Genomic DNA, 25,933 nt, shown 5'->3' with positions numbered 1-25,933 from the left:
CACTCCAGTGAACGACCATACAGCGTGCACCCCTGGAAGGAAGCCCTAGCGCGCCGAACCGTGTCGGCCAGCGCCACCCGCAAACGAGCGCGCACCCTCCGCGGCCTCCGCGAGCACCTCCCGCCCGCGTCTTGCCTCGGCTTCGAGCCCGCTCGACAGCGGCACGTCGAAGGCCGCGTAGACCGAGGTCCGGTCCACCAGCAGACAGGACCAGGGGAAGGCCGCGAGCTCCTGGCCGAGCGCCACGGCGGCCTCGAGCGCAGCGCCGTCGTCCACGACCCGATTGACGAGCCCGATGCGCTCCGCCTCCACGGCGTCGATCAAGCGACCGCTCAGCACCAGATCGAGGGCGCGACCAAGCCCCACGATCCGCGGCAGTCGCTGGGTGCCACCGTCGATCAGCGGCACACCCCAGCGCCGCTCCAGACAACCAAAGAGCGACGAACGCCCAGCGACGCGGAGATCGCAGAACACCGCGAGCTCGAGACCCCCGGCAACACAGTGTCCCTCGACTGCCGCGATGCAGGGCTTCGAAGACACGAGCCGCGTGAAACCCATGGGGCCCTCCGGCGCGTCGACGTCGTTGTCCAGCGCCTTCAGATCCGCTCCCGCACAGAACGTGCCCCCGCTCCCCGTCAGCACCAGCACCCTCGCGGCCTCGCTGGCGTCGAACTCCCGGAACGCCGCCAGGAGCTCGCCGGCGGTTCGCCGGTCGACCGCGTTCTTGCGCTCGGGGCGGTCCAAGCTGACCACCGTCACCGCTCCCCGAATTTCGGTTCGCACGTTCATCGTATGCTCCTTGCTCGTTCCCCCAAGAGCTCCAAGTAGAGGCGCTCGTAGCGCCGCGCCACGACCCGAGCGTCGTGCTCGGCCTCGAGCCGCGCCCACTGCGCTCGTCGGACCGCGTCCGTGTGCTCGCTGCTCTTCACCAGCTCGAGCACCGCCCGGACATAACCCGCCTGGTCCCCTGGCGCGATCCGCAGCGTACCCCCGAGCTCGGCGAGCGGGCCCTGGTCCTGACAGATGACCGGGACACCGAGCCGCATCGACTCGAGCAGCACGATGGGCAGGTCGACCTTTCCCCACAGATCATCGACGGGAAACAGCACCGCGCGGGCGTCCTCGATCAGCGCCAGCACATCCGGAAGTGTGTCGGTGAAGCGCGTGTGCCGTGCAGAAAGCCGACGCTGCAGTGCCGCGGCAACGGCGTGTGCGCGCGAGGTCTTGGCGCGGTACGCAAACACGATCACGACGTCCGGCAACTCCCGCGCGAGCGGCTCGACCAGAGCCGCCACGTTCTCGGCGCCGGCGGACAGCTCGATGTCCCCGGGGTACACGAGCACGGGTGCGCCCTCAGGGAGGCCGAGGCGTTCGTAGAGAGCGCGGCGCTCGGACACTGGCCGGGATGGGATGGCGGCTACCGGCGGCGGGATGACCTCGATGCGGCGACGCGGCGCATGCTCTGCGATGCGGGCGGCGGTGGCATGGCTCTGAGCCACGACGATGTCACCAAACAAGAGGCGGTCGATGTGTTCGAAGCTGCGCGGCGGCGACGCGATGGTCTGCACGACGGGTGTGCGTCGCAGACTGCGGAGCAGTCGACCGATGACGCTGGTCTTGGGGTTGGGTGCGAACACGAAGTGCCAGAGCGCGGCGCCAGGATAACGGGCGACGAACAGGGCGGCGCGGGCGTTCTCGGCCAAGGCCGGTGTGTGGTGACCCGCATCCGAGTAGACGCTCGCGAGCTCGACTCCCGGGAGCGGCGCCGCGCCAGGGGTCGCCATGACGACGGGATGGAACCCTTCCAGGTGAGTCGCGACGTCTCGAACCAGACACTTCGTGCCGTCGTGGTAGGGCGGAACCACCGGCTTGGAGACGAACAGCACACGGGGCGGCGTGGGCACGCACCCCTATCGAACGGCCAGTGTGGCCGCGTCAACCACCCGTCAGCGGGTCGCCGCAGCCAGGGCTTCGGGCGCGCGTTTTACTGCGCTGGCGACGGCGGCCGCGAGCACCAGCCGCCTGAGCTCGGGTGAGCGTTTCTTGGCTTCGGCGGTGCTCGCCCGAGTGCTCGCCGAGCCGCTGACCGTGCCGGCGATGGCTTGCTCGGGCATGCGGTGGACGACGTACTCCACACTCGCGGAGTAGACGACCTCGGACCCCTCCTGGGATTCGTTCATTTTTCGCAAGAGCCCCGTCACCATCACCATCGGTGTCTTTTTGCCCTTGCTCTCGGGCTCGGCTCCGGACTTCTCGTCCATGACCCTCACCCCGGGAAGCTCGCCGAACTTCTGGCGGCTCGCGTCCTCCAGCTCACCCACGAGCTTCCCGCGTACGTCCTTGCCGGTGCGCATGCGGCCAATCTTCACGATCATCTTGGCGACGCTGCTGGTGGTGACCATGCGCAGCGACGCCAAGGTCGCCGCGATCTGAGAGCGCACCGCCGATGACGAATCCTTCTTGTGCGCCTCGAGCGCCGTGATGCTCTTCTTGTCAGCCAGCACTTTCAGTGCCGCCGCGGAAGCGGTGCGCACTGCAGCGTTGTCGTCGTCGAGGGCCTTCTCGAGAGGTTCACGCGCGTCCGGGTGTTTGGTCTTGCCAAGCTGCAGCGCGGCCTGCACGCGCACACGGAAGTCGGCGCCGTTCTGCAGCCGCTCGATCAGCTGATCGACGCTGCCTCCAGCGTAGGCGCTTCCGTGCGAGAGGGTCAGCGCTATGGCGCACGCTACGGATAGCGCGAATCGTCGCAGTCGCAGACTGAGCCAGAACCGCACGCTGATGAAATCGTACCCCAGCGGTGGCCCATTCCCAAGCCGCGCGATGTACTTACATCGACGTACAGCGGAGAGCGTCGGCTACATCGAGCTCTGCGTCGAGCGTCACTTCAAGAGCTCGGCGACGTGCGCATCGATTTCGGCCTCGTCGCCCTGGTGGAATCCAGGGTGCACGTAACGCACGATGCCGTTCTGGTCGATCACGTACGCCGTTGGCATCGTGGGTGGTTGGTAGGTTTCCGAGACGCTCTGACCTTCGTCCCAGCCGAGAGGAAACTTGCCACCGTTCTTCTTGGCAAACTCGGCGATGCCGTCGGGGTCGTCGTCGATGCTGATGCCGATGACCACGAGCTTGCCGGAATACTTTTCCGCCAGCTGCTGGTGGTGCGGAAACGAGTCCTTGCAGGGTTCACACCACGTCGCCCAAAAGTCGACGAGCATGACCTTCCCGGCACCGTCGGCCAACGACACCTTCTTCACTCCCCCCGAGTATCCGGGGAGCTCGAAGGCGGGGGCCGGCGCGCCGAGCAGCGGGTGCTCGGCGCCGCTGCCACTCTGAGCCGGACCCATCTTTCCGCATCCAATCGACGTGAGCGCGAGGCTCACGCCGACGACCACGCCCCCCAGGCGCGCGACGCTTGGCGGCATCACTTCTTCTTCTTTTCCTTCTTCTTGTCTTCTTTGGCGTCGCCCTTCGGCAGTTCGTCCGGGCAGCCGTCTTCGTCCTGGAAGCCGTTCATGGTCTCCGGCTGGTCTCCGCACTCGTCCTGCTGGTCGGGCACGCCGTCGTTGTCGTTGTCCGGATCCGGGCAACCGTCGGTGTCCTGGAAGCCGTCGGTGTCCTCCGCCTGATCCGGGCACTTGTCCAGCTTGTCCGACACGCCGTCGTTGTCCCGGTCGGGCTCGTCCGGGCAACCGTCGTCGTCTTTGTAGCCGTTCTTGGTCTCCGCCTTGTTCGGGCAACGATCCTGGTCGTCGTTGACGCCGTCCTTGTCGTTGTCCAGCTCGGGACAGCCGTCCTTGTCCTCGAACCCGTCGGGATCCTCGGCTTGACTCGGGCACTTGTCCTGCTCGTCGGGGATCATGTCGCCGTCGTTGTCGGCGTCTGGACAGCCGTCGTTGTCCTGGTAGCCGTCCTTGTCCTCGGGCACGGTCGGACACTGATCCTTGTCGTCGGGGATCCCGTCGCCGTCGCGATCGCCGCCCTCGGCGACGTACATCAGGCCGAGAATGCCGCGCACCTTCGGCACGCCCACGCCTTGGATCACCCCGGTGCCCACACCGGCGAAGATCACGAAGGGCGAGTCGAGAGGCATGATCTGGACGCCGCCGTCGACCTCGAGGGAGTTCGTCCCGTTCTTGGCGCTGAACTTGGTCGCGCCGAAGCCGTCGAGGATCACGCGGAGCGTGGGGCTGGGTTTGAAGCCGCCGGCGACGCCATAGCGGAACTCGGGCCCAAGCTCGGTGGAGCCGACCCGCCCTTTGCCGCGGTACACGGCGGCGAGGTTGCCGCCGAACGAGAACGGGCCTTGCTCACCGTCGAAGATGCCGCGCAGACCCGCAGTCGGGGTCGCGTCCCCGATGTAACTGTCTTTGGCCGTTGCGCGACCCAGCGGTCCGGTAAAGAACGCACCGACTCCGACCACGAAGGGATCCCTGATCTCGCCGTGCAGCCGGTACTTGCCCTCGAGGGTCGCGTCCCCGAGGCCAACCGCGTTGATGCCGCCCTCCTCCGGAACACCCCCGTCCGCGAGGCCGTCGCCGCTGGCCCAGGTAACCGGGATCTTCAGCCCGAGCTGCAGGCGGGGAATGGGCGTGAGAGACGCGAGCGCGTCACCCGTGACCATGTTTTCGATGACTTTGACGTCATCCGTGCCGGTCGCGTTCTTGTCATCACAGTTGGTGTCGCTGAAACAACTCCGAACCACGAACGGTTCCCAGGAGTAGTTGACCATCAGGCCCGCGCTCCACGCCATCTGTCCGTCGGTGCGCACACCCCGGGTGGAGAAGTAGTTGCGAGGCCCCGGAGCCGGGTCGAAGCGCTGCGCCGAGAACTCCTTTTCCTTCGCGTCCTGGGCCTGCGCGGTGACCGAACCCAAGCTGACGCCGAGCAAACTGGCAACTCCGAGCAGGTGCGCCGCGCGGAGCGGGCGCCGGGATCGCCTGGGGGTGAGGGGGTCAGGTGGCAGCGGGGCGACGAACAACGGCAACGGGATCTCCTCCGACACTGAGGGGCACCCTCAGCGAAGCCAAGGCTCGCACACCCCACCAGCGTTTCGCAACGGCCTTGATAGCGCTTTTTTCAGCGAAGAATGTCGTCGATTTCTCCCTGGAGCCGCTGCCCGGCTATCCTCGCCTTCGTGGCGCTCTGCCCCGCATGCAAGAACATCCTCGACGATGCGGCCCGCTTCTGCACGCAGTGCGGCTCGCCTCAACCCGCTCGTGAGGCGGAGCGCCGCTTCGGTGACGGCAGCGAGCTCGACCTCGAGTGGGGGCGGGTCGTGGTGGGGCCTCGGATCGGGGAGGGCGGCATGGGGGTAGTCCACCGCGGTTGGCTCTATTACAACCCCGCAGGCTCATCGGCCGGTACACCGGCGCACCCGGTTGCCGTCAAGGTGCTCCACCCGATGCTGAAGAGCCGGGAGCGGGCGCGGCGATTGTTCAAGGGCGAAGCGAGCGCCCTCGGACGCCTGTCCCACCCCAACATCGTACACTTCTTTGCGATGGCGGAGCTCGCGGGCCAGCTCGCGATCGTGCTGGAGCTGGTCGAGGGCGAGCCGCTGTCCGAGCTGATCGCACGCCAGGCCAAGAGCAGCACGCCCGGAGGATTGCCTTGCATGGCATTCATGCGCGCTTGGCATTTCTTCTCGCAGCTCTTGGGTGCGCTCGCCGCGATTCACGCCCTCGGCATCATCCATCGCGACGTGAAACCCAGCAACGTGCTGGTGCGCGTGGACGGTGTGGTCAAGCTCACGGACTTTGGTATCGCCCGCCTGCCCGCCGACGAGGCGAAGAACACGGGCGGGATGGCGCCCGGGACCGGCGCCTACATGTCGCCCGAGCAGGTACTCGGCAAGGACATCGACGCGCGCGGCGATCTCTACAGCGCGGCCATCGTGCTCTACGAGATGCTGACCGGGGTCACGCCCTTCGATTCACCGCTGCGCAACGAGATCATGGTGCGCACGGCGCAGATCGAGGAGTCACCGCCGCCGTTCACGAGCTTCGTTCCGCAAGCACCGCCGGTGCTCGATCTGCTGTTCTCGCGGGCGCTGGCCAAAGATCCAATGCATCGCTTCAACTCGGCCATCGAGCTGGGTGAAGCGTTTCGGGAGGCGCTGAGCCTGCCCGAGAGTGCGGGCTGGGCGGCGCAGCAGCGACTCGCGGACCACGCTCAGGCCATCTCTCAGCTCGGCTTGCGCCAGAGCAGCCCGTCGTCCGTCCCCAAGACCCAAGCCGACCAGATGCGCACCGACGTCATGGCCGCCTACGAAGACAGCTCGGGCGCCCGCGCGTGAACCCCGCGAAAGCGCGCCGAAAAGAGCGTCGTTGACAGTCTCGTCGGGCGCGTGCGATAGCCTCGACCGGCCGTCCACCCATGCCCAAGCGTTCCGCCTTCCTTTTGTCTCTGAGCTGGGTCGTGACGAGCGCCCTGGCGGCGGCCCAAGCGCCGGCGCCGGCGGCACCGAAGCCACCCCCGGCGGCGCCAGCCCCGGCAAAACCTCCCGCAGCCGCGCCCGGCAAACCCGCGGCTCCCGGCAAACCCGCGGCGCCGGCAGCGGCTCCCGGCAAACCCGGGACGCCCGCAGCTACGCCCGGCAAACCTCCGGCAGGCGCCAAGCCGCCGGCCGCGGCAGCAGAAGAAGAGCTGCCGCCGGAGGTCGATACCGACCCGGGTGACGGCGGAGAAGAAGCGCCTACGCCGATTCCACCGACGACCGGCAAGGGACCCGCCGGCACCGGCGTGACCCCCACGCCCGCACCGGGCACAGGCTTCGGGCCCATGCCCATGTGGCCGCAGCCCGGCACGGACGCCGCGGCGCTGCAGAAACAAGGCACGGAGCCGGCAGGCGCGCAGAAGAAAGCGAAGTCGTCCGACGAGATCTACGCCGAAGACTGGTGGTCCCACGCGCGACCCATCTTCGAGATCCACGGTTACTACCGCCTGCGCGCCGAGCTGTTCCACAACTTCTCACTCGGCCGGGTCGACGCACCGAACCAGGCGCTGTGGCCGATGCCGAGCGACAACCGCTACATCGGGCGGGGCGGCAGCGCCTACGGGCCGGCGCTGTGTACGGGAGACGAGTCGCCGGAGTCGTTCTCCGCAAGTGACGATCCGCGGGACGGCCTCTACCCGTGCAAGAACAAGACACAAGCCGGCGCCAACATGCGCTTCCGGCTCAATCCGGAGCTGCACGTCTCGGACAACCTGCGGGTGATGTCGCAGATCGATCTGCTCGACAACCTGGTGCTCGGGTCGACGCCCGAGGGTTATTCGAACTCTTCCACGGCGACCGGCGCTCAGGTCACCAAGCGCAGCGGGTACAACCCCATCGGCGCCTTCGACAACACCCAGTCGCCTCCCAGCGACGGGCGCAACAGCTTCCGCGACAGCATTCGCGTCAAGCGCGTCTGGGCGGAATACATGACCCCCGTCGGGCAGCTGCGGTTCGGGCGCATGCCCAGCCACTGGGGCCTGGGGATCTTGGCCAACAGCGGAGACGGGCCGGACGACGACTACCAGTCGACTGCGGACCGCATCATGTTCGTCACGGGGCTCAAATCCCTCGACCTCTACCTCGGCGCCGCCTGGGACTTCACCAACGAGGGTGCGACCAGCGACTCGTTGAACCAACCCCAAGCTCAGCCCTACGATCTCGGTCAGCTCGACGACGTCGATCAGTACGTGCTGGTGCTGGCGCGGCGCAAGAACCCCGACCTGACCCAGCTGGCGCTCGCCAAGGGCGACCTGGTGCTGAACGGCGGCGCGTACATCGTGCACCGCCGCCAGCTGATCGCCAACGAGGGCGAGGGCGGGACCTGCAACAACGGTGCGCCGACGCTGGGTTGCCCCACGGAGAACGTCGGCACAGGTTACGTGCGGCGCGGTGCGGTGGCGTGGATCCCGGATTTCTGGCTGCAGATCTTGTACAAGAAGTTCCGCTTCGAGTCCGAGCTCGCCACCGTGCAGGGCTCCATCGAGAGCACGCCGGACGACGCGGTCAACGGCCGCAAGATCCGCATGTGGGGCTTTGCGACGGAGATCGAGCAGAAGCTGGTCGAAGATCGGCTGAAGCTCGAGTTCAAGACCGGTTGGGCGTCCGGTGACCCCGACGTCTACGGTCCAATCGATGGTGCCGGTGGGCTCTCCCCGGGTTTCAGCGGCCTACAGCCTCAGCGCGGCGACAACACCATCAGCACCTTTCGCTTCCACCCCAACTACAAGGTGGATCTGATCCTCCACCGCAACCTGCTGTCGCGGGTGCAGGGCAGCTACTACTTCCGCCCCAGCGTCGAGTACGACTTCGTGCGCGAGGCGAGCGGCCAGCGGTTTGGCGGCGGCTTCGCGGGGATCTGGAGCCGCGCCAGCGAGTTCGTGCAGACCCCGGGTCACAAGCGCGATCTGGGCATCGAGCTGGATCTCTCGCTCTATTACCAGTCCAAGGACGGCTCGCTGAACGACCACCACGCCAAGCCCGGCGGCTTCTACACGATGCTGCAGTGGGGCGTGCTCTTCCCGATGGGCGGGCTCGGCTACCAGCAAGATCGCGAAGCCGGTCAGATCGAACAGGACCTGGGAGCCGGCGCGTCCGAGACCAGCACCGCGCAGATCCTCCGCTGGTACCTCGGCGTACTGTTCTGATGCGGCGCGGGCTCAGGCCCAGCTCAACCGGAACTCACACAGGCCGGCGCCCTGGCTGCGACACGAGAGCTCGACCACCTCGGGCTGTTTGCGCGGGCCCATCTCCAGGGAGCCGAGCATCCAGCCGCCGACGGCCTTGCAGTGCGCCGTGTGTGGCTCCGGAAAATCGAGGATGCTGACCATCAGGGCCGTGCTCCCTGCAGCGCGACTCACCAGCCGGCCGCCGTCGTAGTGTTTGCCCCACAGGCTGCCGACGAGGCTGACCAACATGCCCGGGGTCACGTGGCGGATGATCAACCCCTTCCACGCACCGACGTTGTGGCTCGCGGCAAAGCGCCCGCTCTGCCAGATCAGCTCGCCGTCACCTCGACCCCACAAACGGTCGATGAGCAGGTTGGCCTCGACGAAGAGCGCGAACGGGACCCAGCCACCGGGCGGCGAGTCCTTGGACGAGAGCAGCTGCCGCAGCTCCGGAGAGGCGTGCTCGTGATACCGCTGCGTGGCCTCGTCGCCAAAGCGCTCACGCACGAAGGCATCGCGCACCCGCACGGTCGCCGCTTGCACGCGCGCCGGGCGCCTGGGTACGACCGAAACACTCATCCCCGGGTCAGGGTAGCCAACCGGAGCGCGAAGGGCCAGATGGACGGGCGGAATGGCACTCTTGACCGGAGGTCTCTCTGCCCTGCGCGGCCGTCGGAGCCAGCATCAGGTGACCGTGTCGGGGGCGGCGGCGGCAATTGCGCGCGGCGCACCAGCGCAGGAGCCATGGTCCAACGACTCGAGCCGTCGCGGCGTTGAGCGCAATGCTGGTCAGCGCTAGCCGACGGCCCCCCCAGTGCGCCCCCGCACCCGCTCCCGCCCTCGCCCTCGCGAAGTGGCCGCCCGCGGGCCCCGTGGCGGCCCACAGCGGCCGAGGACGGACGCAAGGGGGGAACGGCCGCCCGCAGGCCGCGCAGCGGCCGAGGACGGACGAGGCGGGGGCACCCACATCAATCGCCGTTGCGAATTTGTGCGCGCCCCGGCGGGCCAATCCGCGCACGGGCCTGGTCAAGCTGCCGCCAGCTGGTAAAGATCCACGACGCGCGCGCAAGCTCGGCCGGCTCGTGCATCTAGGAGATGGTATGGCTCGATTTCGCATCACCTCGGCAGTGATCTGCCTCTCGGTCTTCGCCTCGTTCGGCTGCAGCAGCAGCGACGGCGGCGGGGGCGGCGGCTCGACGAGTGGAGGGACCTCCGGCGGCGGCGCGGGCGGCACGCTCACGACCGGCGGCAGCGGAGGCACCGCGAGTGGTGGCAGCTCCGGAGCCGGCGGCTCCGCGTGCGCCAAGGGCCCCGGTTACCCATCGACCGATCCCTCGCATCAGGTCGACGAGCTCAACGCGACCATCCTCGACACGACCGGCGCGCCGGCGACCAAGGTATTGGCGCAGGTGTGTGGCCTCGACTTGTGCATCAACGGCAGCACCGACAACCAGGGAGTGGTCTGCACGCTCGACAAACAAACGAGCGTCTGTGCGCCGGGCATCCTGCCGAACGCCGAGTTCCGCCGCCCCGCGTTCAAATACGGCGACGGCATGGGTTACGTGAAGTTCGCCCAGCTCTTGCCGACGAACACCACCAAGTACGCCATTGGGGAGGTGAGAACTGCGAAGCTGCCCGATCCCTCCCAAGGTGTGACTCTCGTTCCGGGTGGCAGCGCGTCGAGCGGCGGCGCCACGCTGACCCTGGCGGCGGGCACCGACATCACGTTCGACGAGCTGACCTTCGATACCGACGAGCTGAAGAAGTTCCGCGCCGCCGAGGTGCCCCTCAGCAGCGCGCCGCCGGCGGTCGACAAGAGCGCGGGCTTCGAGATCATCGTCGGCACGACCCCCCTCGACACCGAGTTCTGTCCCCACGCCAAGCTGAGCGTGAAGAACACGGCGAGCTGGGCCGCAGGGACCGAGGTCGAGTTCTGGATCCACGGCATCGATCCAGGGGAAGAGTGGGCTCCCTACGCCGGCTGGGCCAAGGTCAGCGGCGGCAAGGTGACGAGTGATGGCCAGAGCGTCGAGACCAACGACGGCGAGGGCATCCCCGTTCTCAGCACCTTCGGCATCAAGAAGAAGTGATGGACCACCTGCCACGGTCCTCGAGCGGGGTCTGGGTGCTGGCGCTGCTCGCCTGCGCCTGCGGCACGAACCGCCCGGACATACCGGAGTACTTGCTGGCGGACGACGCAGGCAACACCGCCGGTTATCCGAGTGGACCCTACGCGAAGGACATCAAGGGCGACATCGGGCTCGTGCTCGGCGACCTCTCGTTTCAGCAGGGCTGGCTCGACCCCAAGACCGCCGGGTACGACACGGCCAAGCTCGCGCCCATCAGTCTCTCGGATTTTTACGATCCCGACGGCAGCAAGGGCAACGAGATCTTGCTGTTCAACACCGCGGCCGGCTGGTGTGGTGCGTGCAAGAACGAACACGAAGGGACCGGGACGAACCCGTCGCTCGGTGAACACGCGGCCTCGCTCGCGCCTCGGGGATTCAGGGTGCTGAGTGTGCTGTTCGAGGACGGGAACTTCAATCCCGCCCAGGAGAAACACCTGGTCGCCTGGGCGAAGTCTTATGAGACGAATTTCCCGTTTGCTCTCGATCCCGAGAATCAGCTCGGCGGTACCTTCGGCGTCGATCAGACCGCACCGCTCAACCTGGTGGTCGACGCCAAGACTATGAAGGTCCTGTTCGGAACGACGGGCGACAAGGGCGCGGTGATCTGGCCCTTCATCGAGACCGAGCTGGAAAAGCGCGGGAAGTAGGAGCGATGCGCGGGGCCTTGGTCTGGACCGCCTGGAGCGGCGCGCTCGGTTCGCTGCTCGTCGCCGGAGCTGCGAACGCCCTCGAGCCGGGGCGCCTCGGCGACGACGCAGTTCACCTGGACGTCACCGACGCGACCAGCGTGCTCTACAACTTCGACAACCGCGACACTCGCCCATTGGACGTCCCGACCCGCGTCAACGACGAGTGGGGCATGTGGTACAACCGCTTCAACGTCCAGGCCTCGTGGGGCAAGTGGACGGCCGGACTGCGCATCGACAACGCGTGGTTCTATCGCTCTCCCTACCCGGAGGCGATCGCCCTCGACGTGGTGGAGAACCGGCCTGCGACCGCCGGCATCTCGGACGCGGCGCTGTTTCGCCAGAAGTTCAACGAAGCAGGCGCCGAGATGTCGAACCGCTACATCAACTGGGTCTACCCCGCGAAGTACTACGTCGGGTACTCCACGCGCGACGTGGAGGTGACCGCCGGAGACTTCTACGCCTCGTTCGGCCGCGGCTTCGTGCTCAGCGTTCGCAAGATGGACGAGCTGGCGAGCGACACCACGGTGCGCGGCGCGCGCATCACCGGGCGAGTGGACGCAGGTCCGCTGAAACTGCGGCTCAGCGCCCTCGGCGGCGAGATGAACCCGCTGCGCATCGACGAGGCCAGTGGGCGGTACCTCAGCGTCGACAAGGGCGTGACTCCGGGTTTCATCGCGGTCACCGAGGCCGGCATGCCCCGGGCCGTCGAGACCGACTTCCTCGGGGCCTCGCCGAGCTACGCGCCGGATCGGCTGGCCGCAGCTCAGCTCGAGGTGGCCCCAAAAGGCTTTCGCCTCGGCACCCAGGGTTCGCTGCTCTACCGTCAGGATCCCCTGTCGAGCGACGTCGTGCGCCAGGCCGACACCATCCTCACCGGCAGCCAGTCGCTCGAGATCGCGGACTTCGACGGTCACGGCGACGGCTACCTGGAGCTGGCGCTGCAGAGCCTGGACGACGCGAAGCGCGACGCGAGCAGCTCCGATCGCCAGCTGATCGACGGCAAGAAGGGTTACGCCGTCTACGCGGCGGTGACGCTGATTGAAAAGCCCGTGACGTTCACCTTCGAGGGCAAACACTACCGGCGCTTTTTTGCGCTCGCCGCCAACGTGGAGACGGCGCGCGCGCGCGAGTTTTCGTTGGTGCAGTACAGCGCCCCGCCGACGACCGAGGCGTTCTGGGTCGACACCGAGTTCGAGGGGTTCAACACCTGCGTCACCGGCGGTCGGCTCAAGGGCGACGTTCACCTCGGCAAGGACGAGAGCGTCTTCGCCTGGGTGGGTCACTACCGAACCTGGGCGGAGCGAGCCTTGAACGAGGCGTGTGACACGTCGAACGCCAACCTCAATCGGGTGTGGGATCTGGCGACCGGCATGGAGCTCACCGGTCAGCGGCGCAAGAGCCGGGCCAACCTCACCTTCGGTGCGCGCATCGATCAGGCCGAAGAGTCCCTCGCGGCCTCCAGCGGCGGTGTCACCAATCTTTATTACCAGGAGACCTACGCCCGCTACGACGTGCTGCGCTCGCTGGGTGGACCGTTCTCTCTGCAGTTTCAGGGCTGGCACCGGCGCCGACATCAGGTCGTCGGCGGCCCGGATGAGCCGTGGTTCGAGGGCCAACACCTGACGGGTGTCGACTGGTCGCCGCACCTCTCGGCGGCATTCGGCGTGGAGTACAGCTCGAACCCCGGCGTGCCGGCCACGTACTTCAACGGGCAGGTCAGCTACAAGATCACGTCGTCGTCGAGCGTGAGTGCCTTCGTCGGACAGCGGCGCGGCGCCCTGCGCTGTGTCGGCGGAGTGTGCCGGATTTATCCGCCGTTCGAGGGTGCACGCCTCGATGCCACGGTGCGGTTTTGAACCCAAACCTCGCTCCGCTCCCGGGCGCCGACTTCTTGCGCGCCGTCCGCGCTGGCGCATGCGTGGCGCTCGGCTTCAGTCTGCTGGGGTGCGGCGGCCCGACCTTCATCGCGCAGCAATACGCCGGCCCCGTCCGGCCTCGCGAGAGCATCGCCATCATCCGGGTCAACGGTGACAGCGGACTCGCGCTGCTCACCCTCGACGGGGAGGACATCGCGACGCGAGTGCCCGAAGACGCCCGCCTCCACGTCGAGGTGCTCCCGGGCCCACATCGGCTGATCATCGGGGACGTGTCGGGAACAGCGCGAGCGGTGGGGCGCGCGGCCTTCGTGGCCGAGGCGGGCAAGACCTACCGCCCGGTCTTCTCGGGCGAGGGCCCGGCGCCCATCGACACCGAGACCGTGATCCGGCCTGCTCGGGTGTACGAGGTGGACGACGGCAGGGACACGCTGCTGCGCGACGTCACGCTCGCTCGGGCGCTGGAAGCGCCCCCGCCCCTCCCTCCGCCCTGAACCGGCACTTCATCCATGTCGCATCGCAGCCTCGAGCCGGCGAGCTTTCGTCGCGAGCTCCGGACGACCACCACACTGGCGGGCCCGCTCGTGCTCGGGCACCTGTCGACCGCCCTGATCGGCTTCGTCGACAACGTGATCGCGGGGCATCACGGCACTCGCACGCTGGCCTCGGTCACCATCGGCAACGCCTTGTACTTCTTGCCGCTCACGGTGGTGATGGGCACCTTGATGGCGGTGCCGCCGTCGGTGTCCGAGCTGTACGGTGCAGGTCGGCGCCGGGAGATCGGTCCGTTGTTTCGGCAAGCGTTGTGGCTCGCCGTCGGGCTCGCGCCGCCGCTCTTTCTGTTCCTCACGCTCATCCCCCAGGCGCTGCCCGCCATGGGCATCGCCAGTGAAATTGCGCCGGGCGCGACCGCGTTTCTGCACGGCATTCGCTGGGGAGTGCCGGCGTTCTGTCTGTTCCTGTGTATGCGCTACATGAGTGATGGCGTGCAGTTCACGCTGCCCACCATGCTCCTGTCGTTCGGCGGGTTGCTCCTGCTCGTGCCGCTCGGTTACGCCCTGACCTACGGCGCCTTCGGCGCCCCGGAGCTCGGCGCAGGGGGACTCGGGTTTGCCACTGCCATCGTGCTCTGGACTCAGGCCATCGTGCTCGCGGTGTACCTGGCCCGTGCCCGCCGTTTTTCCGAGCTCGAGCTGTTCTCGCGCTTCGACCCGCCACGTGTCTCGGAGCTCGCGCGGTTGCTCGGCACGGGGCTGCCCATCGGTTTCACCGTGCTGATGGAGGGCAGCCTCTTCATCGTGGCGGCACTGCTCATCGGCCGCCTGGGTGAGGTGCCCGCGGCGGCCCACCAGGTCGCCATCAACGTGGCGAGTCTCGCCTTCATGATCCCGCTCGGCATCGCCGAGGCCACGACCGTACGGGTGGGACACGCCGTCGGTCGCGGCGACCGGCTGGGCATTCGCCGCGCCGCCTTCGCCGGGTTCGTGATCATGCTCGGCACTCAGCTCGTGTCCGGCGCCGTGTTGCTCCTCGGCAACCACGAGATTGTCCGCCTCTACACCAAGGACCCGGCCGTCGCTGCCCTGGCCGCCAGCTTGATCCTCTACGCGGCGGCGTTTCAGTTTCCCGACGGGGCGCAGGTGCTCTCCAATGGTGCTCTGCGCGGCCTCAGAGACACCCGCATGCCGATGATCCTCGCGGCGATCGCCTACTGGGTCGTTGGCATTCCGCTCGGGGCGAGCCTGAGCCTCCACTTCGGGCAGGGACCTCGCGGCATGTGGACGGGGCTCATCGTGGGTCTGACGGTGGCCGCGGTCCTGCTCGGCTCGCGCTTCCTCCGTTCGTCGCGCACGCTGCCGCTGATCGCACGGCCGGATCACGGCAGCTGAGCTCGGCCGCTGGGCGCCGCCCGCGGGGGCTCTACGAGCGCGCGTCGGGCTTCACTTGCGCGCGAGGGCGGCTTCCACGTCCTTGTCGACGGACGTCCCGTCGCCGGTGGTGTAGCCCTCTTTCTTGGTCAGCACACTGCCGTCCCGCCCGATGAGCACGCTGTAAGGCGCGCTCGTCTTGGGGTTGTAGAGGGCCACGACGCGGGTCTCCTGATCGAGCAAGATCGGGAACGAGACGCCGAGCTTCGACACCGTGCTCTTCACCTGCGCGGCCGACTCCGGCCCGTCGATGGAGACTCCGAGCACCACGAAGCCCTCGGCCTTGTGCTTCTTGTACAGCTCGTCGAGGTGGGGCATCGACGCCAGGCAGGGATCACAGAAGGTCGCCCAGAAGTCGATCAGGATCACGTCCTTGCCCAGGTGATCGGAGAGCCGCACCGTCTGGCCGTCGAGCGTCGAAAGCTCGAAGTCCGGCGGCTTGGCTCCTCCGGAGCTCGCGTCCGATGGGCCGCCCGCCGGGCTCGAGCCGCACGCCGCGACTCCCAGGACGAGCAGCGCCATCGCGACGCTCGAGCCTCGCCCGACCGCGCGCGCGAACGAACCCGCCGCCGTCACAGATTCGCGACCGCCGACTTGAGCTTGCTGAGCACTCCGGAGACACACTGCTGACCCGAGGAGCAGCCGCCGCTCTGGCACTCGTCGTTGGGCGCGGCGTAACAGCTGCTGGAGTCACAGCAGACGTCGGGGACGCTACCGCCCGAGAGGATCTCGACGATCTTCATCGTCTTGGTGTCGACGAAGAGGCCTCCGGGGACGGTGGCCTGTTTGAAGTACTTGGCAACCTTGAACGCGGGGTCGAGGCCCATCGGCGCTTCGACCTCGTATTTGACGCCCCACGACGTGAGGTTCACCGGCTTGGCGGGGTTCGGCGGGTTCGCGCCGTCTTCCATCAACGTGCCGAACAGCTCGACCCCGAGTGGCTTGATGTCGTTCTGGTAGGTCTTGTTGTCCCGCATGTAGCGGTACTCTTCGTTACACGGCCCACACCAGACCGCTGACGAGTTGATCCAGAGCAGCTTGATCGGTTTTGCCCCGGTCGGGTTGTAATACTGAGCGACGTTGACCGGCTCGAAGAGGCTGTTGTCGTAGCCCTCGGGCCCCGCCTGCCGGGGCGCCGTCCAGCCAAGCAACGCGAGCGGCTCGATGATGGAGCCGACCTGCGTGCCGTAGGGGCCCGCCGGATACTCGTACGCCGTGAACGGAGGCTCGGTGGTGGAGGTGCCACCGGCTGCGCCGCCGGTGCCATTGTTCACGACCGTGCCGTGATCGAAGTCGTTTTGTTTCGGAGGATCGCCCGCGTCGGAGCTGCCGCATCCAGTGATCGTGATCACACCAACCGCTGCGGAGAGCAGCAATGCCGTCTTCATGGGTAGCCTCCCGGGACTGTGCTAGACCCGCCGGGAGCATAGCGGGAGCGGCGATCCCGTCAAGCGCTGCCCCGGGGGCCTTTTCACCTCCGCCCGGCCGGGCTAAGGCGACTCGCCGAGTTATCGGGCCTTCCGGCTGGCGCGGCCGGCAGCGAACGCGGAAACGATGGTCACCATGATTAGGTCTCTCAAGGGGTATTCGGGTCTCTGGCGCAAGGCGGCACAGGCCTTCACCGCGGTCTTGGGACTATCGGCAACCGCGACCCTCGCGCTGCCCGCCTGCAGCAGCGACGACGCGGCAGCCGAGCCCTGCAAGGGCGTAGTCATCAACGGCGAGTGCCAGAAGAAGTGCGACGTGGCGGACTGCGTCTCGCCGGCGACGATGAAGTGCGTCGGCAATACCTGCGCGCAGACCTGCGCCGACGCGACCAAGGACTGTCCCGCTGGCAAATATTGCTACGGCACCAATGACGACACCGGCGCTGCGGGGCAGTTCTGCTTCTGGGCGCCCTTCACCGACGGAGGGAAGCAGCTCGGGCAATACGACACGACCTGCACCGTGGACACCGAGTGCGACGAGCTCCGCGGTTACAAGTGCCTGGGCGGGACGTGCAAACTCACCGGCTGCACGCTCAACAGTGACTGCGCGGCGGTCCCAGGTGCGTGTGTCAAGGATCCGAGCGGCGACCCCACCAAGAACGTGTGTGAGAAGTCCGACACCCCCGTCTTCGGCTTGGGCCACGCCTGCACCAAGTCGACCGAGTGTGATTCGGACCTGAGCCTCGGCTGTGTCGAAGGGGTGTGCGCGTACGTCGGCTGCACCACCCACGCCGACTGCGCGACCGTCGGTGAGTGCAAGACCGCCAAGAACGCCGAGGGCAAAGACGTCCTGGCTTGCGCCGCTGGCAAGACCTACCCGAAGGGGCAGTTCGGCTCTAAATGCACCAACGGCACCAACGCCGAGTGCGACGAGGCCAACGGCTTCGTGTGCATTGGCGCCGGCCCCGGTGACATCGAGGCTTACTGCACGAAGACGGGTTGCGGCTCCGACGACGACTGCGGCGCGGGCTATTCCTGCAACACCGTGCGGACCGGCAGAAAACCCTGCGTGACGGCCTGCGGCCTCACCGGCGTCGGGGGCAACCCGCCGAGCTGTGTGTCTGCCGCGGAGCTCGGGCCGGGCAAGGAGTTCTCCTGCGGCCCCATCACCTTGCTGCGGAAGCTGTGCCTGAAGCGGGAGTTCTGTGGCGACTGCAAGAGCGACGAGGACTGTCGCGCCATCCCGGGTCAGATCTGCGCCAGCGATGGCAAGGGTCACAAGTACTGCTCGGCCATCTGCGATCCGAACGTCTCGAACGCCTGTCCCTGGGGCACGGCGGCCGAGTGTGCGGTCCACGACACGGCCCTCGGCAAGCCCACCTGTGCCCACCGCTTCGGCGCGTGCAAGGGCACGGGCAAGGGTTGCGAGCCGTGCCGCGACGACGCCGACTGCCCAACGGGCCTGTGCCTGTCCACCGACTACGGCGGCGAGCACTACTGCTTGGATCTCGGACCGAAGTGCGACTGCACGGGGCTGCCGGTGACCCAGAACGTGCAGTGCACGGACGGCGGCTGCCCCAAGGCACCGAGCGGCATCACCATGAACTGCTACGGCGGCTCGGCGATCAAATCGTCCGGCAGCCCCCTCTATCAAACGTGTCTCGGTGCCGACAGCCTGCAGGGCAAGATTGCCCCCTACTCGAAGCCCGGCTGCTGGCCACCCCAGTGATCGGATTTGCATCAGTGGCAGAAATCGTTCGTCGAATGAGTCTGGTGGGGCGTTCGCTCCCGAAGAAGATCGTGAATAAGGAGAGCTTCCAATGAAGAAGATGAAGGGATTCCGATTCTTGGCCGGGCCGGCGCTGATTGCAGCGATGGCCCTGCCGTTTGGCGGCGGGTGTGACGCGGCGAAGGACGCGCAGAACGCCACGGAGTGCGCGGCCGAGCTGAAGGCCAAGGCCGAGGCTTTCCAGGGCGCGGTCAACGCGCTGGTCACGGTCAGCGGCGAAATGAAGGCCTCGTTGTCGGTGGCCTGCGCCAACATCGCCAAGGATCTGGGCGAGACTCCGCCGGACGTGGGCGACGGCAAGAACGTCTCCGACGACGATCTCAAGGCTGCGTGCAACAAGGCCTCCGTCGCGCTCGACGCGAAGATCAAGGCCAGCGGCTCGGTGACGCTGTCGATCGAGGGTGGCAAGTGCGAGGTCAACGCCCAGGCGCAGTTCAGCTGCGAGGGCAAATGCGATGTCAGTGGCAAGTGCGAGCCGCCGAAGCTCGAGCTGCGCTGTGACCCAGGTGAGCTCTCCGGCCAGTGCTCGGGTGAGTGCAAGGCCAGCGCGACCTGCGAGGGCTCGGCGACGGTGGCGGCCAACTGCGAAGGCACCTGCTCCGCTACTTGCACCGGAACCTGCGCGGGCACCTGCACCGGCAAGTGCGACGGGGCTGACAGCAGCGGCACCTGCGCTGGCAAATGCGAAGGCAAATGCGACACCGAGTGCAAGGGCACTTGCTCCGGTGAGTGCAAGCTCAGCGCGACCGCCAAGGTCAACTGCGGCGCCGAGGCCAGCTGCAAGGGTGGCTGCAGCGTCGAGTACACCGCGCCGAAGTGCGAGGGTGAGCTCAAGCCGCTCGAGTGCGACATCGACGCCGACTGCAAGGCCGGCTGCTCGGGTCAAGGCTCACTGACCGCGACCTGCACCCCGCCCAAGGTGGTCGTGCAGGCCTCGGGTGATGCAACCCTCTCGGCCACGCTCGAGGCGAACCTGCCGGCCATCCTCGACGTTGCGGCGAAGGGTGAGCTCGCGGGCAAAGCGGCGGCGGACATCGCGGTGAAGGCCGCGGACGTCGGCGCCGAGGTCGCCGCCTCAGCAGCCTGTGCCGTGACGTTCGGCGCGGACTTCGTGGCCCAGCTCCAGGCGTCGGTCGCGGCTTCGGCCTCGGTCAGCGTCTCGGTCTCGGCCAGCGCCAGCGCCAGCGGTTCGGCGACCGGCAGCGGCGGCGCCTGAGCAAACAGCGCTGCTAGAAGCAGGAGCCGGCGGTTCCTCTCGGGGCCGCCGGCTCTTTGCTTTTTGTGCACCCGGCCTTTGACAGGCATGCCTCCCGGTCCTACGGGAACGCGGGCCATGAGCAGCGAACAACAAACGCCGAGTGTGTCGGGACGAGTCGTCGCCGAAGGGGACCCCGTCCCCGGCGTGAAGAACGTCGTGTTGGTGATGAGCGGCAAGGGCGGGGTTGGCAAGAGCACGGTGGCCGCCAACCTGACGCTCGCGCTCAAACGCCAGGGTTATCGCGTTGGTTTGCTCGACGCGGACATGTACGGCCCGAGCGTGCCGACCATGTTCGGCATCACCGGCCAGCCCATGACCGATGGCAAGAAGATCCAGCCCCTCGAGCGCTTCGGGGTGAAGCTGATGAGCATTGGTTTCATGCTCGAAGATCCGAAGAGCGCCATCGTCTGGCGCGGGCCGATGCTGCACGGCGCGTTGGTGCAATTCCTGAAGGACGTGGACTGGGGTGAGCTCGACTTCTTGTTGCTCGACCTGCCGCCGGGCACCGGAGACATCGCCCTCACCCTCTCGCAGCAGCTGCGCACCAACGGCTCTGTCATCGTCACGACCCCCCAAGAGGTCGCGCTGATGGACGTCTACAAGTCCGTCAGCATGTGCCAGAAGGTCGGCATTCCGATCACCGGCGTGGTGGAGAACGAGAGCTATTTCATCTGCGACGGCTGCGACAAACGGCACGAGCTGTTCGGCGCCGGCGGCGGCGCCAAGGTCGCGGAGATGGCGGGAGCCCCCCTGCTCGGCCAGATCCCCATCCACCCGAGCGTCCGCGAGTGGGGTGACGCTGGCACTCCCCTGGTGCAGGCCTCCCCGGGCTCCGAGATGGCGCAGGCGTTCGTGCGGGTCGCCGAGCGCCTCGTGGAGCAGCTGGAAGCGGACAATGCGCGCGCTTCGGGCGGTCTGGTCATCGACCGGGCCGGCGGAGTCAACCGCCACCTGCCGATTTCGCGCTGACCTCGCCACAACCGAAACCGATCCGCGCGCCGCGATTGGCAGGCGGCAAAAGGCACGTTATAGGGCCGGTCCCCTCGTCGAGGGATGGTGCCCGCATGTCTTCCGAGATCGAAAACTCCACCGCCGACTCCGCGCCCGAAGGCGCTGAGCCGAACACCTCCGGCGAAGCTACGGCCGCGCCGGCCGCGGAGGCGTCGACAGGCACCCCCGTGACACCCGAAACCCCCGAGCCCGGCCAGTCGAGCACGGCAACGAGCGACGCGAGCGCGCCGCTTGTCGAACCGAGCCCGAGCGACGCCGAGTCCGCAAGCGCAGCCGCGACGGACGACGCCGCGAGCGCGGCGCCAGCCGCGGGCGGCGGCGAGAGCGAAGCTCCAGGCGACGACAGCGCGGGCGACGACGACGCCGACGACAGCGACGGCGACGGCGACGACGGGGCTTCGGCTGAAGGCGAAGCGGTCGAGGGCGAAGTAGCAACCGCGGACGGCGAACCGGGAAAAAAGAAGAAGCGACGGCGTCGCAAGAAGAAGAAGCCGGGCGACGGTAGTGCGGCGGCAGACGGTCAGAGCACCGGACGCGACGAGCACGCGCGGTCGCGCAGCCACCGACCGGCAACCGAGCGCGCACCGTTCCACGTCGGCGAAGAGGTGTTCGGCAAGGTGACGGCCGTGCTCGAGACGGCGGTCATGGTGGATCTGGCGGGCAAAGCCCTGGCCATCTTCGATCGCACCGAGATGAAGCCGGACGACCTGATGCCCAGCGTCGGAGATCGCTTCGTCGCGCACATCCACAACGACGGTGTGCGCGGCGGATTGGTCGTGCTCACCCGCAAGCCCCTCAGGGAAGAGGAGATCAAACCGGCGGTCGAGGCAGCGGCCAAGGACGGCAGCCTGGTCCACGGCCTGGTCACCGGCGCGATCAAAGGCGGCATCGAGGTCGACATCTCGGGCCTGCGCGCCTTCGCGCCCGCGTCGGGCATGGATCTGCACCCACAGAACGCCAACTTCAGCGGGCTGGTCGGCCAACGCCTCGACTTCAAGGTGATCCAGTACAAAAACGCGGGCCGCGACGTGGTCGTCTCGCGCCGCCCGATGCTGGAGGCCGAGGCCCACGAGCGGCGCAAACACGCGCTCACCCTGCTCACCGAAGAGCAGGTCCTCAAGGGCATCGTGCGCACGGTGGTCGAGTGGGGCGCTTTCGTTGCGCTTCCCGACGCGGAGAACCTCGAAGGCCTCGTGCACGTGTCGGAGGCCAGCCACGACTCCCGCGCTCGTATGGTCGACCTGCTTCGTCCCGGCGAACAGGTCGAGGTCAAGATCCTGAAGATCGACGAAAAGGGAAAGATCTGGCTGAGCCGCAAGGCGCTGATCGAGGACCCCTGGGCCGCCGCGCGAGAGAAGTATGCGCCGGGTAGCCGTCACTCCGGCAAGGTGCAGAAGCTCCTCGACTTCGGCGCTTTCGTCGAGCTCGAGCCGGGCATCGAAGCGCTGATCCACATCTCGGATCTCTCGCTGACCCGCATCGAACATCCGAACGAGGTGCTCAAAGAAGGGCAGGACGTCGACGTCGTCGTCCACAACTTCGACCCGCGCACCAAGAAGATCGCGCTCCACCCTGCTCCGCCCGCCGATCGTGCGGCCGAGGAGCCGCAGAAGGTCGCGCGCAACAGCATCGTCAAGGTCGAGGTGATCAAACACGAGGCCTCGGGGCTCATCGTGCGCATCCTCGGCGTCACGGGGCGTGGGGCGCGTGGTTTCTTGCCGGCCGGCCAGACCGGAACTCCGCGCGGCACCGATCTCCGGAAGTCGTTCAAGATGGGTTCGACCCTGGACGTCAAGGTCATCGACATCGATCCTCGGCGGGGTGAGCCCAAGCTCAGCATCAAGGGCATGGCCGAGGACGAAGAGCGGCGCGCCCATCGCGAGTACCGCCAGGCCCTGGCCAAAGAGGGCGGCTTCGGCACCCTCGGCGACTTGCTGGCCAAGAAGCTGAACAAAGGCGGCTGACCTCGCTCGCACCTGCCGCGTGGCGGGCCGCTATTCGCGCCGGAGTGCGTGGATGGGGTCGAGGCGCGCCGCCCGCCGCGCTGGGAAGAACCCGAAGGTGACGCCGATGGTCGTGCTCACGCCAAGCGCAACCATCAGTGCATCGGTGGACACACCCATCTGCCAGCCCAGGGCGTTGGCGATGCTGCGCACCGCGAGCACCGCCAGGAGTGCCCCCACCGCGCCACCCAGGAGCGACAGCACCACGGCCTCGACCAGGAACTGAAACATGATGTCGATCTCCCGGGCGCCAATCGCCATGCGGATCCCGATCTCCCGGGTTCGCTCGGTAACACTGACGAGCATGATGTTCATCACGCCGATCCCACCCACGACCAGGCTCACCAGCGCGATCGAGAGCAAGAGGGTGCGCAGCGTCCCCAAGATCCCCTCCTGGCGGCGCCGGAAGTCCTCTTGGCTGCGAACGCGGAAGTCGTTCTCGGCGCCCTCGGTCAGGCCATGCCTCTGGCGCAGGATGGCTTCGGCTTGGCGCTCGACCTCCGCCGCGGAGTCGGGCGTGGTCCCCTGCAACAAGATGCGCCCGACCTGGCCCGGGCGGGTGGGCAGGAGCTTGGCGCGCAGCGTTGCTACGGGCATCACGACCACGTCGTCCTGATCGTTGCCAAAGGGCCCCTGGCCTTTCTCGTCCAGGAGCCCGACGATTCGGAACGGGTGGCGTCCAATGCGCAGCGTCTGCCCGACGGGATCTTCGCTGCCGAACAGGTTGTTGCGCACGCCGACGCCGATCACACACACCTTCTCGCCGAGGGTCTCGCTCGAGACCGGCCAGAGCGTGCCTGACGACACCTTCCAGCGTCGGATGTCGAAGAACGCCCGGGTGCTACCCACGATGGTGGTGGGCGAGTTCGCGTCTCGCCAGGCGACCTGCGCCGAGCTGAAGAGAAGCGGCGCGGCTCGCTCCACCGCCGGGGCCTCGGCGGCCAGAGCCTCGGCGTCACCCTCGGTCAGGATGCCGACCGCCCGTTCGTCGCGCACGCCGCTGCGCAACGTCTCGGCCGGCATGACGATCAGCGCGTTTTCGCCCATGCTGTCGATGCGTCCGGAGATCTCCTGGGTCGCACCCTCACCCAGCGCAACCACAATGGTCACCGCGGCCACACCGATCAGGATCCCGAGCGCGGTCAAGCTCGCCCGGAGCGGACTGCGCTTGAGCGCGCCGAAGGCGAGCAAGAACGCAATCCAGACCGCACCGAAGATCCTACTCATGGTGCAGCGCCTCGATCGGGTCGAGATGCGCGGCGCGCCGCGCGGGCCAGAACCCGAACACCAACCCGATGATCACGCTGGTGCCAACGGCCACGGCGATGGCCTGCAGGCTGATCTGCATCGGGAAGCCGAGATCCTTGGCGAAGACCTGCATCAAGATCGCGGCCACGACGATGCCCGCAACGCCGCCGAAGAGTGTGAGCGCGATCGACTCCAGCAGAAACTGGAACTGGATGTCGGCCGGGCGCGCTCCGATCGCCATCCGAATGCCGATCTCGCGGGTGCGCTCGGTGACCCCCACGAGCATGATGTTCATCACCCCAACCCCGCCGACCAAGAGTGAGATGGCAGCGACCGAGAGCAGCAAGATCGTCAGCACCGTGAAGATGCCCTCCTGCATGCGCTGAAATTCCTGCTGGGTTCCGATGCGAAAGTCCGGCTCTTCACCCTCCGCAATCTGGTGACGCTGGAGCAAGATCTGGCGCACCTGACGCTCGGCTTCGCTGCTGTGCTCCGCGCTCTTTGCCGACGCCATCACCAGCTGGACGCGATCCCCTAGCGTGGGCACGACCCGCGAGCGCCAGGTCCCGATCGGGATCAGGATGCGGTCGTCCTGATCTTCGAACGGCGATTGGCCCTTCGAGCGCAGCGTGCCGATGATCTGAAATGGGTGTTTCCCGACCCGCACCCAGCGCCCGACGGGGTCCTGGTTGCCGAACAACTTCGTCTGGGCAGTGGGCGCGATCAGCGCGACCTTGGCCTTGGTCAGCGCCTCACTCTCGTTGAAACGCCGCCCGGTCGCGACCTCGTAGCCGCGCACGGCGAAGTAGCTGTGGTCCACCCCCATCACGCCGATCTTGCCGTTGCCGAACTCACTCACGAGCTGGGCCTTGACCTCGGAGTAGACCGTCACGGCGGTCACCGCCGTCGCCTCGCGGCGAATGGCCTCGGCGTCGCGCTCCGTCAGCCCCATGCCCATGCTGGCCCGGGATTTCGCGCCGCTCTTGGCCGAGGGTTGTGAGAACACGAAGATGACGTTGGAGCCCAGGCTCTGGATCTGTTTGTCGATCTCGCCGCGGGCGCCGGCGCCCAGAGCCGCCACCAGCACCACCGCCGCCACACCGATCAGGATGCCGATGGACGTGAGCAGGGACCGCAGGCGCTGGCGAACCAGGGCCGAGAGCGCCATGCGCAACGAGGTCAGGACCGCGTTCACGGACTGCTCTCGGCGAGCGCGAGCCTGGGGGCCGCGTTCCGCTCGTCGCGATCGATGCGCCCGTCGCGCACGGTGATGATGCGGCGTGCACAGGCCGCGATGTCCGCTTCGTGAGTCACGATCACGACCGTGATGCCGTGGTCCGTCGACAAGGCCTGGAGCAGGCCGAGCACGTCGTGACTGGTGCGGGTGTCGAGGTTGCCCGTGGGTTCGTCCGCCAGGAGCAGCGGCGGATTCGTGACCAGCGCCCGGGCGATGGCCACCCGCTGTTGCTGCCCACCGGAGAGCTGCGCGGGCGTGTGGTGCGCTCGGTCAGCCAGCCCTACCTGCGCCAGGGCGCGCGCCGCCCGCCGGAAGCGCTCGCGGGCGCCGATGCCGCGGTACACCAGCGGCAGCTCGACGTTCTCGAGAGCCGTGGTGCGCGGCAGCAGATTGAAACCCTGGAACACGAACCCGATCAGTCGGTTTCGCACCAGCGCCCGCTGATCGGTGGAGCGCTCCGTCACGTCGATACCCGCCAGCTCGTAGCGACCCCGCGTGGGGCGATCGAGGCAGCCCAAGATGTTCATCAGCGTGCTCTTACCGCTGCCGCTCGTGCCCACCACCGCCACGAACTCGCCGGACCCGATCTCGAGCTCCACGTCGACCAACGCGTGCACGATCTCCGGACCGCTCATGTAGTCCTTGCATACGCCGCTGAGACCGATGAGCCGGGACATCTGGA

At 67.5% G+C, this 25,933-nt stretch carries 22 protein-coding genes; 11 read left to right on the top strand and 11 right to left on the bottom strand.

Annotation, left to right across the window (positions count from 1 at the left end):
* Positions 1-45 precede the first annotated feature (45 nt).
* The 5 genes from IPI67_12630 to IPI67_12610 all read right to left on the bottom strand — a co-directional run bounded on the left by IPI67_12630 (position 46) and on the right by IPI67_12610 (position 5,002).
* Complete coding sequence (locus IPI67_12630; protein MBK7581045.1) at positions 46-789, bottom strand: crotonase/enoyl-CoA hydratase family protein; 744 nt, start codon at positions 787-789, stop codon at positions 46-48.
* Positions 786-1,904: a glycosyltransferase family 4 protein gene (locus IPI67_12625; protein MBK7581044.1), complete on the bottom strand. Its 1,119-nt coding sequence runs from the start codon at positions 1,902-1,904 to the stop codon at positions 786-788. Before IPI67_12625 ends, IPI67_12630 begins: the two co-directional genes overlap by 4 nt.
* A gap of 42 nt (positions 1,905-1,946) precedes the next feature.
* Positions 1,947-2,774, bottom strand: coding sequence for a HEAT repeat domain-containing protein (locus tag IPI67_12620; GenBank protein ID MBK7581043.1), 828 nt, complete (start codon positions 2,772-2,774; stop codon positions 1,947-1,949).
* 105 nt (positions 2,775-2,879) lie between these two features.
* Positions 2,880-3,422 carry a TlpA family protein disulfide reductase gene (locus IPI67_12615; protein MBK7581042.1) on the bottom strand — a complete coding sequence of 181 codons (543 nt, stop codon included), beginning with the start codon at positions 3,420-3,422 and terminating at the stop codon, positions 2,880-2,882.
* Positions 3,422-5,002, bottom strand: a complete 1,581-nt coding sequence (locus IPI67_12610; GenBank protein ID MBK7581041.1) for a thrombospondin type 3 repeat-containing protein — start codon at positions 5,000-5,002, stop codon at positions 3,422-3,424. Before IPI67_12610 ends, IPI67_12615 begins: the two co-directional genes overlap by 1 nt.
* Positions 5,003-5,134: 132 nt before the next feature.
* Here IPI67_12610 and IPI67_12605 point away from each other — a divergent pair, with 132 nt between their 5' ends.
* Both IPI67_12605 and IPI67_12600 read left to right on the top strand, forming a co-directional pair.
* Positions 5,135-6,292: a protein kinase gene (locus IPI67_12605; protein MBK7581040.1), complete on the top strand. Its 1,158-nt coding sequence runs from the start codon at positions 5,135-5,137 to the stop codon at positions 6,290-6,292.
* A gap of 80 nt (positions 6,293-6,372) precedes the next feature.
* Positions 6,373-8,637: a TIGR04551 family protein gene (locus tag IPI67_12600; protein ID MBK7581039.1), complete on the top strand. Its 2,265-nt coding sequence runs from the start codon at positions 6,373-6,375 to the stop codon at positions 8,635-8,637.
* A 12-nt stretch (positions 8,638-8,649) separates the two neighbouring features.
* Here the strand turns inward: IPI67_12600 and IPI67_12595 are convergent, their stop codons facing one another.
* The gene (locus IPI67_12595) at positions 8,650-9,237 is read right to left on the bottom strand and encodes a hypothetical protein (GenBank protein MBK7581038.1); all 588 of its coding nucleotides are present in this window, start codon (positions 9,235-9,237) and stop codon (positions 8,650-8,652) included.
* A 521-nt stretch (positions 9,238-9,758) separates the two neighbouring features.
* Here IPI67_12595 and IPI67_12590 point away from each other — a divergent pair.
* From IPI67_12590 to IPI67_12570, 5 genes are read left to right on the top strand one after another with little or no spacing between them, the layout of a single operon-like run.
* A complete protein-coding gene (locus IPI67_12590; GenBank protein ID MBK7581037.1) occupies positions 9,759-10,748 on the top strand; it encodes a hypothetical protein in 990 nt (329 codons plus the stop codon).
* Positions 10,748-11,434 (top strand): TlpA family protein disulfide reductase, encoded by a 687-nt coding sequence (locus IPI67_12585; GenBank protein ID MBK7581036.1) that lies wholly within the window; start codon positions 10,748-10,750, stop codon positions 11,432-11,434. Before IPI67_12590 ends, IPI67_12585 begins: the two co-directional genes overlap by 1 nt.
* A gap of 5 nt (positions 11,435-11,439) precedes the next feature.
* Positions 11,440-13,332, top strand: a complete 1,893-nt coding sequence (locus IPI67_12580; protein MBK7581035.1) for a hypothetical protein — start codon at positions 11,440-11,442, stop codon at positions 13,330-13,332.
* Entirely contained in the window at positions 13,329-13,844 is a 516-nt protein-coding gene (locus tag IPI67_12575) for a hypothetical protein (GenBank protein ID MBK7581034.1), read from the top strand. The genes IPI67_12580 and IPI67_12575 overlap by 4 nt, the downstream gene beginning before the upstream one ends.
* Before the next feature lie 15 nt (positions 13,845-13,859).
* Entirely contained in the window at positions 13,860-15,239 is a 1,380-nt protein-coding gene (locus IPI67_12570) for an MATE family efflux transporter (GenBank protein ID MBK7581033.1), read from the top strand.
* 51 nt (positions 15,240-15,290) lie between these two features.
* Here IPI67_12570 and IPI67_12565 read toward each other — a convergent pair whose 3' ends face one another.
* Together IPI67_12565 and IPI67_12560 are read right to left on the bottom strand one after the other, a co-directional pair.
* Positions 15,291-15,800 (bottom strand): TlpA family protein disulfide reductase, encoded by a 510-nt coding sequence (locus IPI67_12565; protein ID MBK7581032.1) that lies wholly within the window; start codon positions 15,798-15,800, stop codon positions 15,291-15,293.
* 50 nt (positions 15,801-15,850) lie between these two features.
* Positions 15,851-16,666 (bottom strand): redoxin domain-containing protein, encoded by an 816-nt coding sequence (locus IPI67_12560; protein MBK7581031.1) that lies wholly within the window; start codon positions 16,664-16,666, stop codon positions 15,851-15,853.
* Between the two features lie 175 nt (positions 16,667-16,841).
* Between IPI67_12560 and IPI67_12555 the strand changes: the two genes are divergently transcribed.
* The 4 genes from IPI67_12555 (at position 16,842) to IPI67_12540 (ending at position 22,727) form a co-directional block, all read left to right on the top strand.
* Positions 16,842-18,434: a hypothetical protein gene (locus IPI67_12555; protein MBK7581030.1), complete on the top strand. Its 1,593-nt coding sequence runs from the start codon at positions 16,842-16,844 to the stop codon at positions 18,432-18,434.
* A 91-nt stretch (positions 18,435-18,525) separates the two neighbouring features.
* On the top strand, positions 18,526-19,710 hold the full coding sequence (locus IPI67_12550; GenBank protein MBK7581029.1) for a hypothetical protein: 1,185 nt from the start codon (positions 18,526-18,528) through the stop codon (positions 19,708-19,710).
* Between the two features lie 87 nt (positions 19,711-19,797).
* Positions 19,798-20,721, top strand: a complete 924-nt coding sequence (locus tag IPI67_12545) for an Mrp/NBP35 family ATP-binding protein (GenBank protein MBK7581028.1) — start codon at positions 19,798-19,800, stop codon at positions 20,719-20,721.
* Positions 20,722-20,816: 95 nt separating this feature from the next.
* Entirely contained in the window at positions 20,817-22,727 is a 1,911-nt protein-coding gene (locus IPI67_12540; protein ID MBK7581027.1) for a 30S ribosomal protein S1, read from the top strand.
* A gap of 30 nt (positions 22,728-22,757) precedes the next feature.
* Here IPI67_12540 and IPI67_12535 read toward each other — a convergent pair whose 3' ends face one another.
* The 3 genes from IPI67_12535 to IPI67_12525 are packed head-to-tail and all read right to left on the bottom strand — an operon-like array spanning position 22,758 to position 25,928.
* On the bottom strand, positions 22,758-23,993 hold the full coding sequence (locus IPI67_12535; GenBank protein MBK7581026.1) for an ABC transporter permease: 1,236 nt from the start codon (positions 23,991-23,993) through the stop codon (positions 22,758-22,760).
* The gene (locus tag IPI67_12530; GenBank protein MBK7581025.1) at positions 23,986-25,209 is read right to left on the bottom strand and encodes an ABC transporter permease; all 1,224 of its coding nucleotides are present in this window, start codon (positions 25,207-25,209) and stop codon (positions 23,986-23,988) included. Before IPI67_12530 ends, IPI67_12535 begins: the two co-directional genes overlap by 8 nt.
* Positions 25,206-25,928: an ABC transporter ATP-binding protein gene (locus IPI67_12525; GenBank protein ID MBK7581024.1), complete on the bottom strand. Its 723-nt coding sequence runs from the start codon at positions 25,926-25,928 to the stop codon at positions 25,206-25,208. The genes IPI67_12530 and IPI67_12525 overlap by 4 nt, the downstream gene beginning before the upstream one ends.
* Positions 25,929-25,933 lie beyond the last annotated feature (5 nt).

The organism is Myxococcales bacterium (genome assembly GCA_016706225.1).
In the GTDB taxonomy this organism is placed as follows: domain Bacteria; phylum Myxococcota_A; class Polyangia; order Polyangiales; family Polyangiaceae; genus JADJKB01.
Note: the sequence above shows the minus strand (reverse complement) of the source record. Positions and strands in the feature narration are given on the sequence as shown.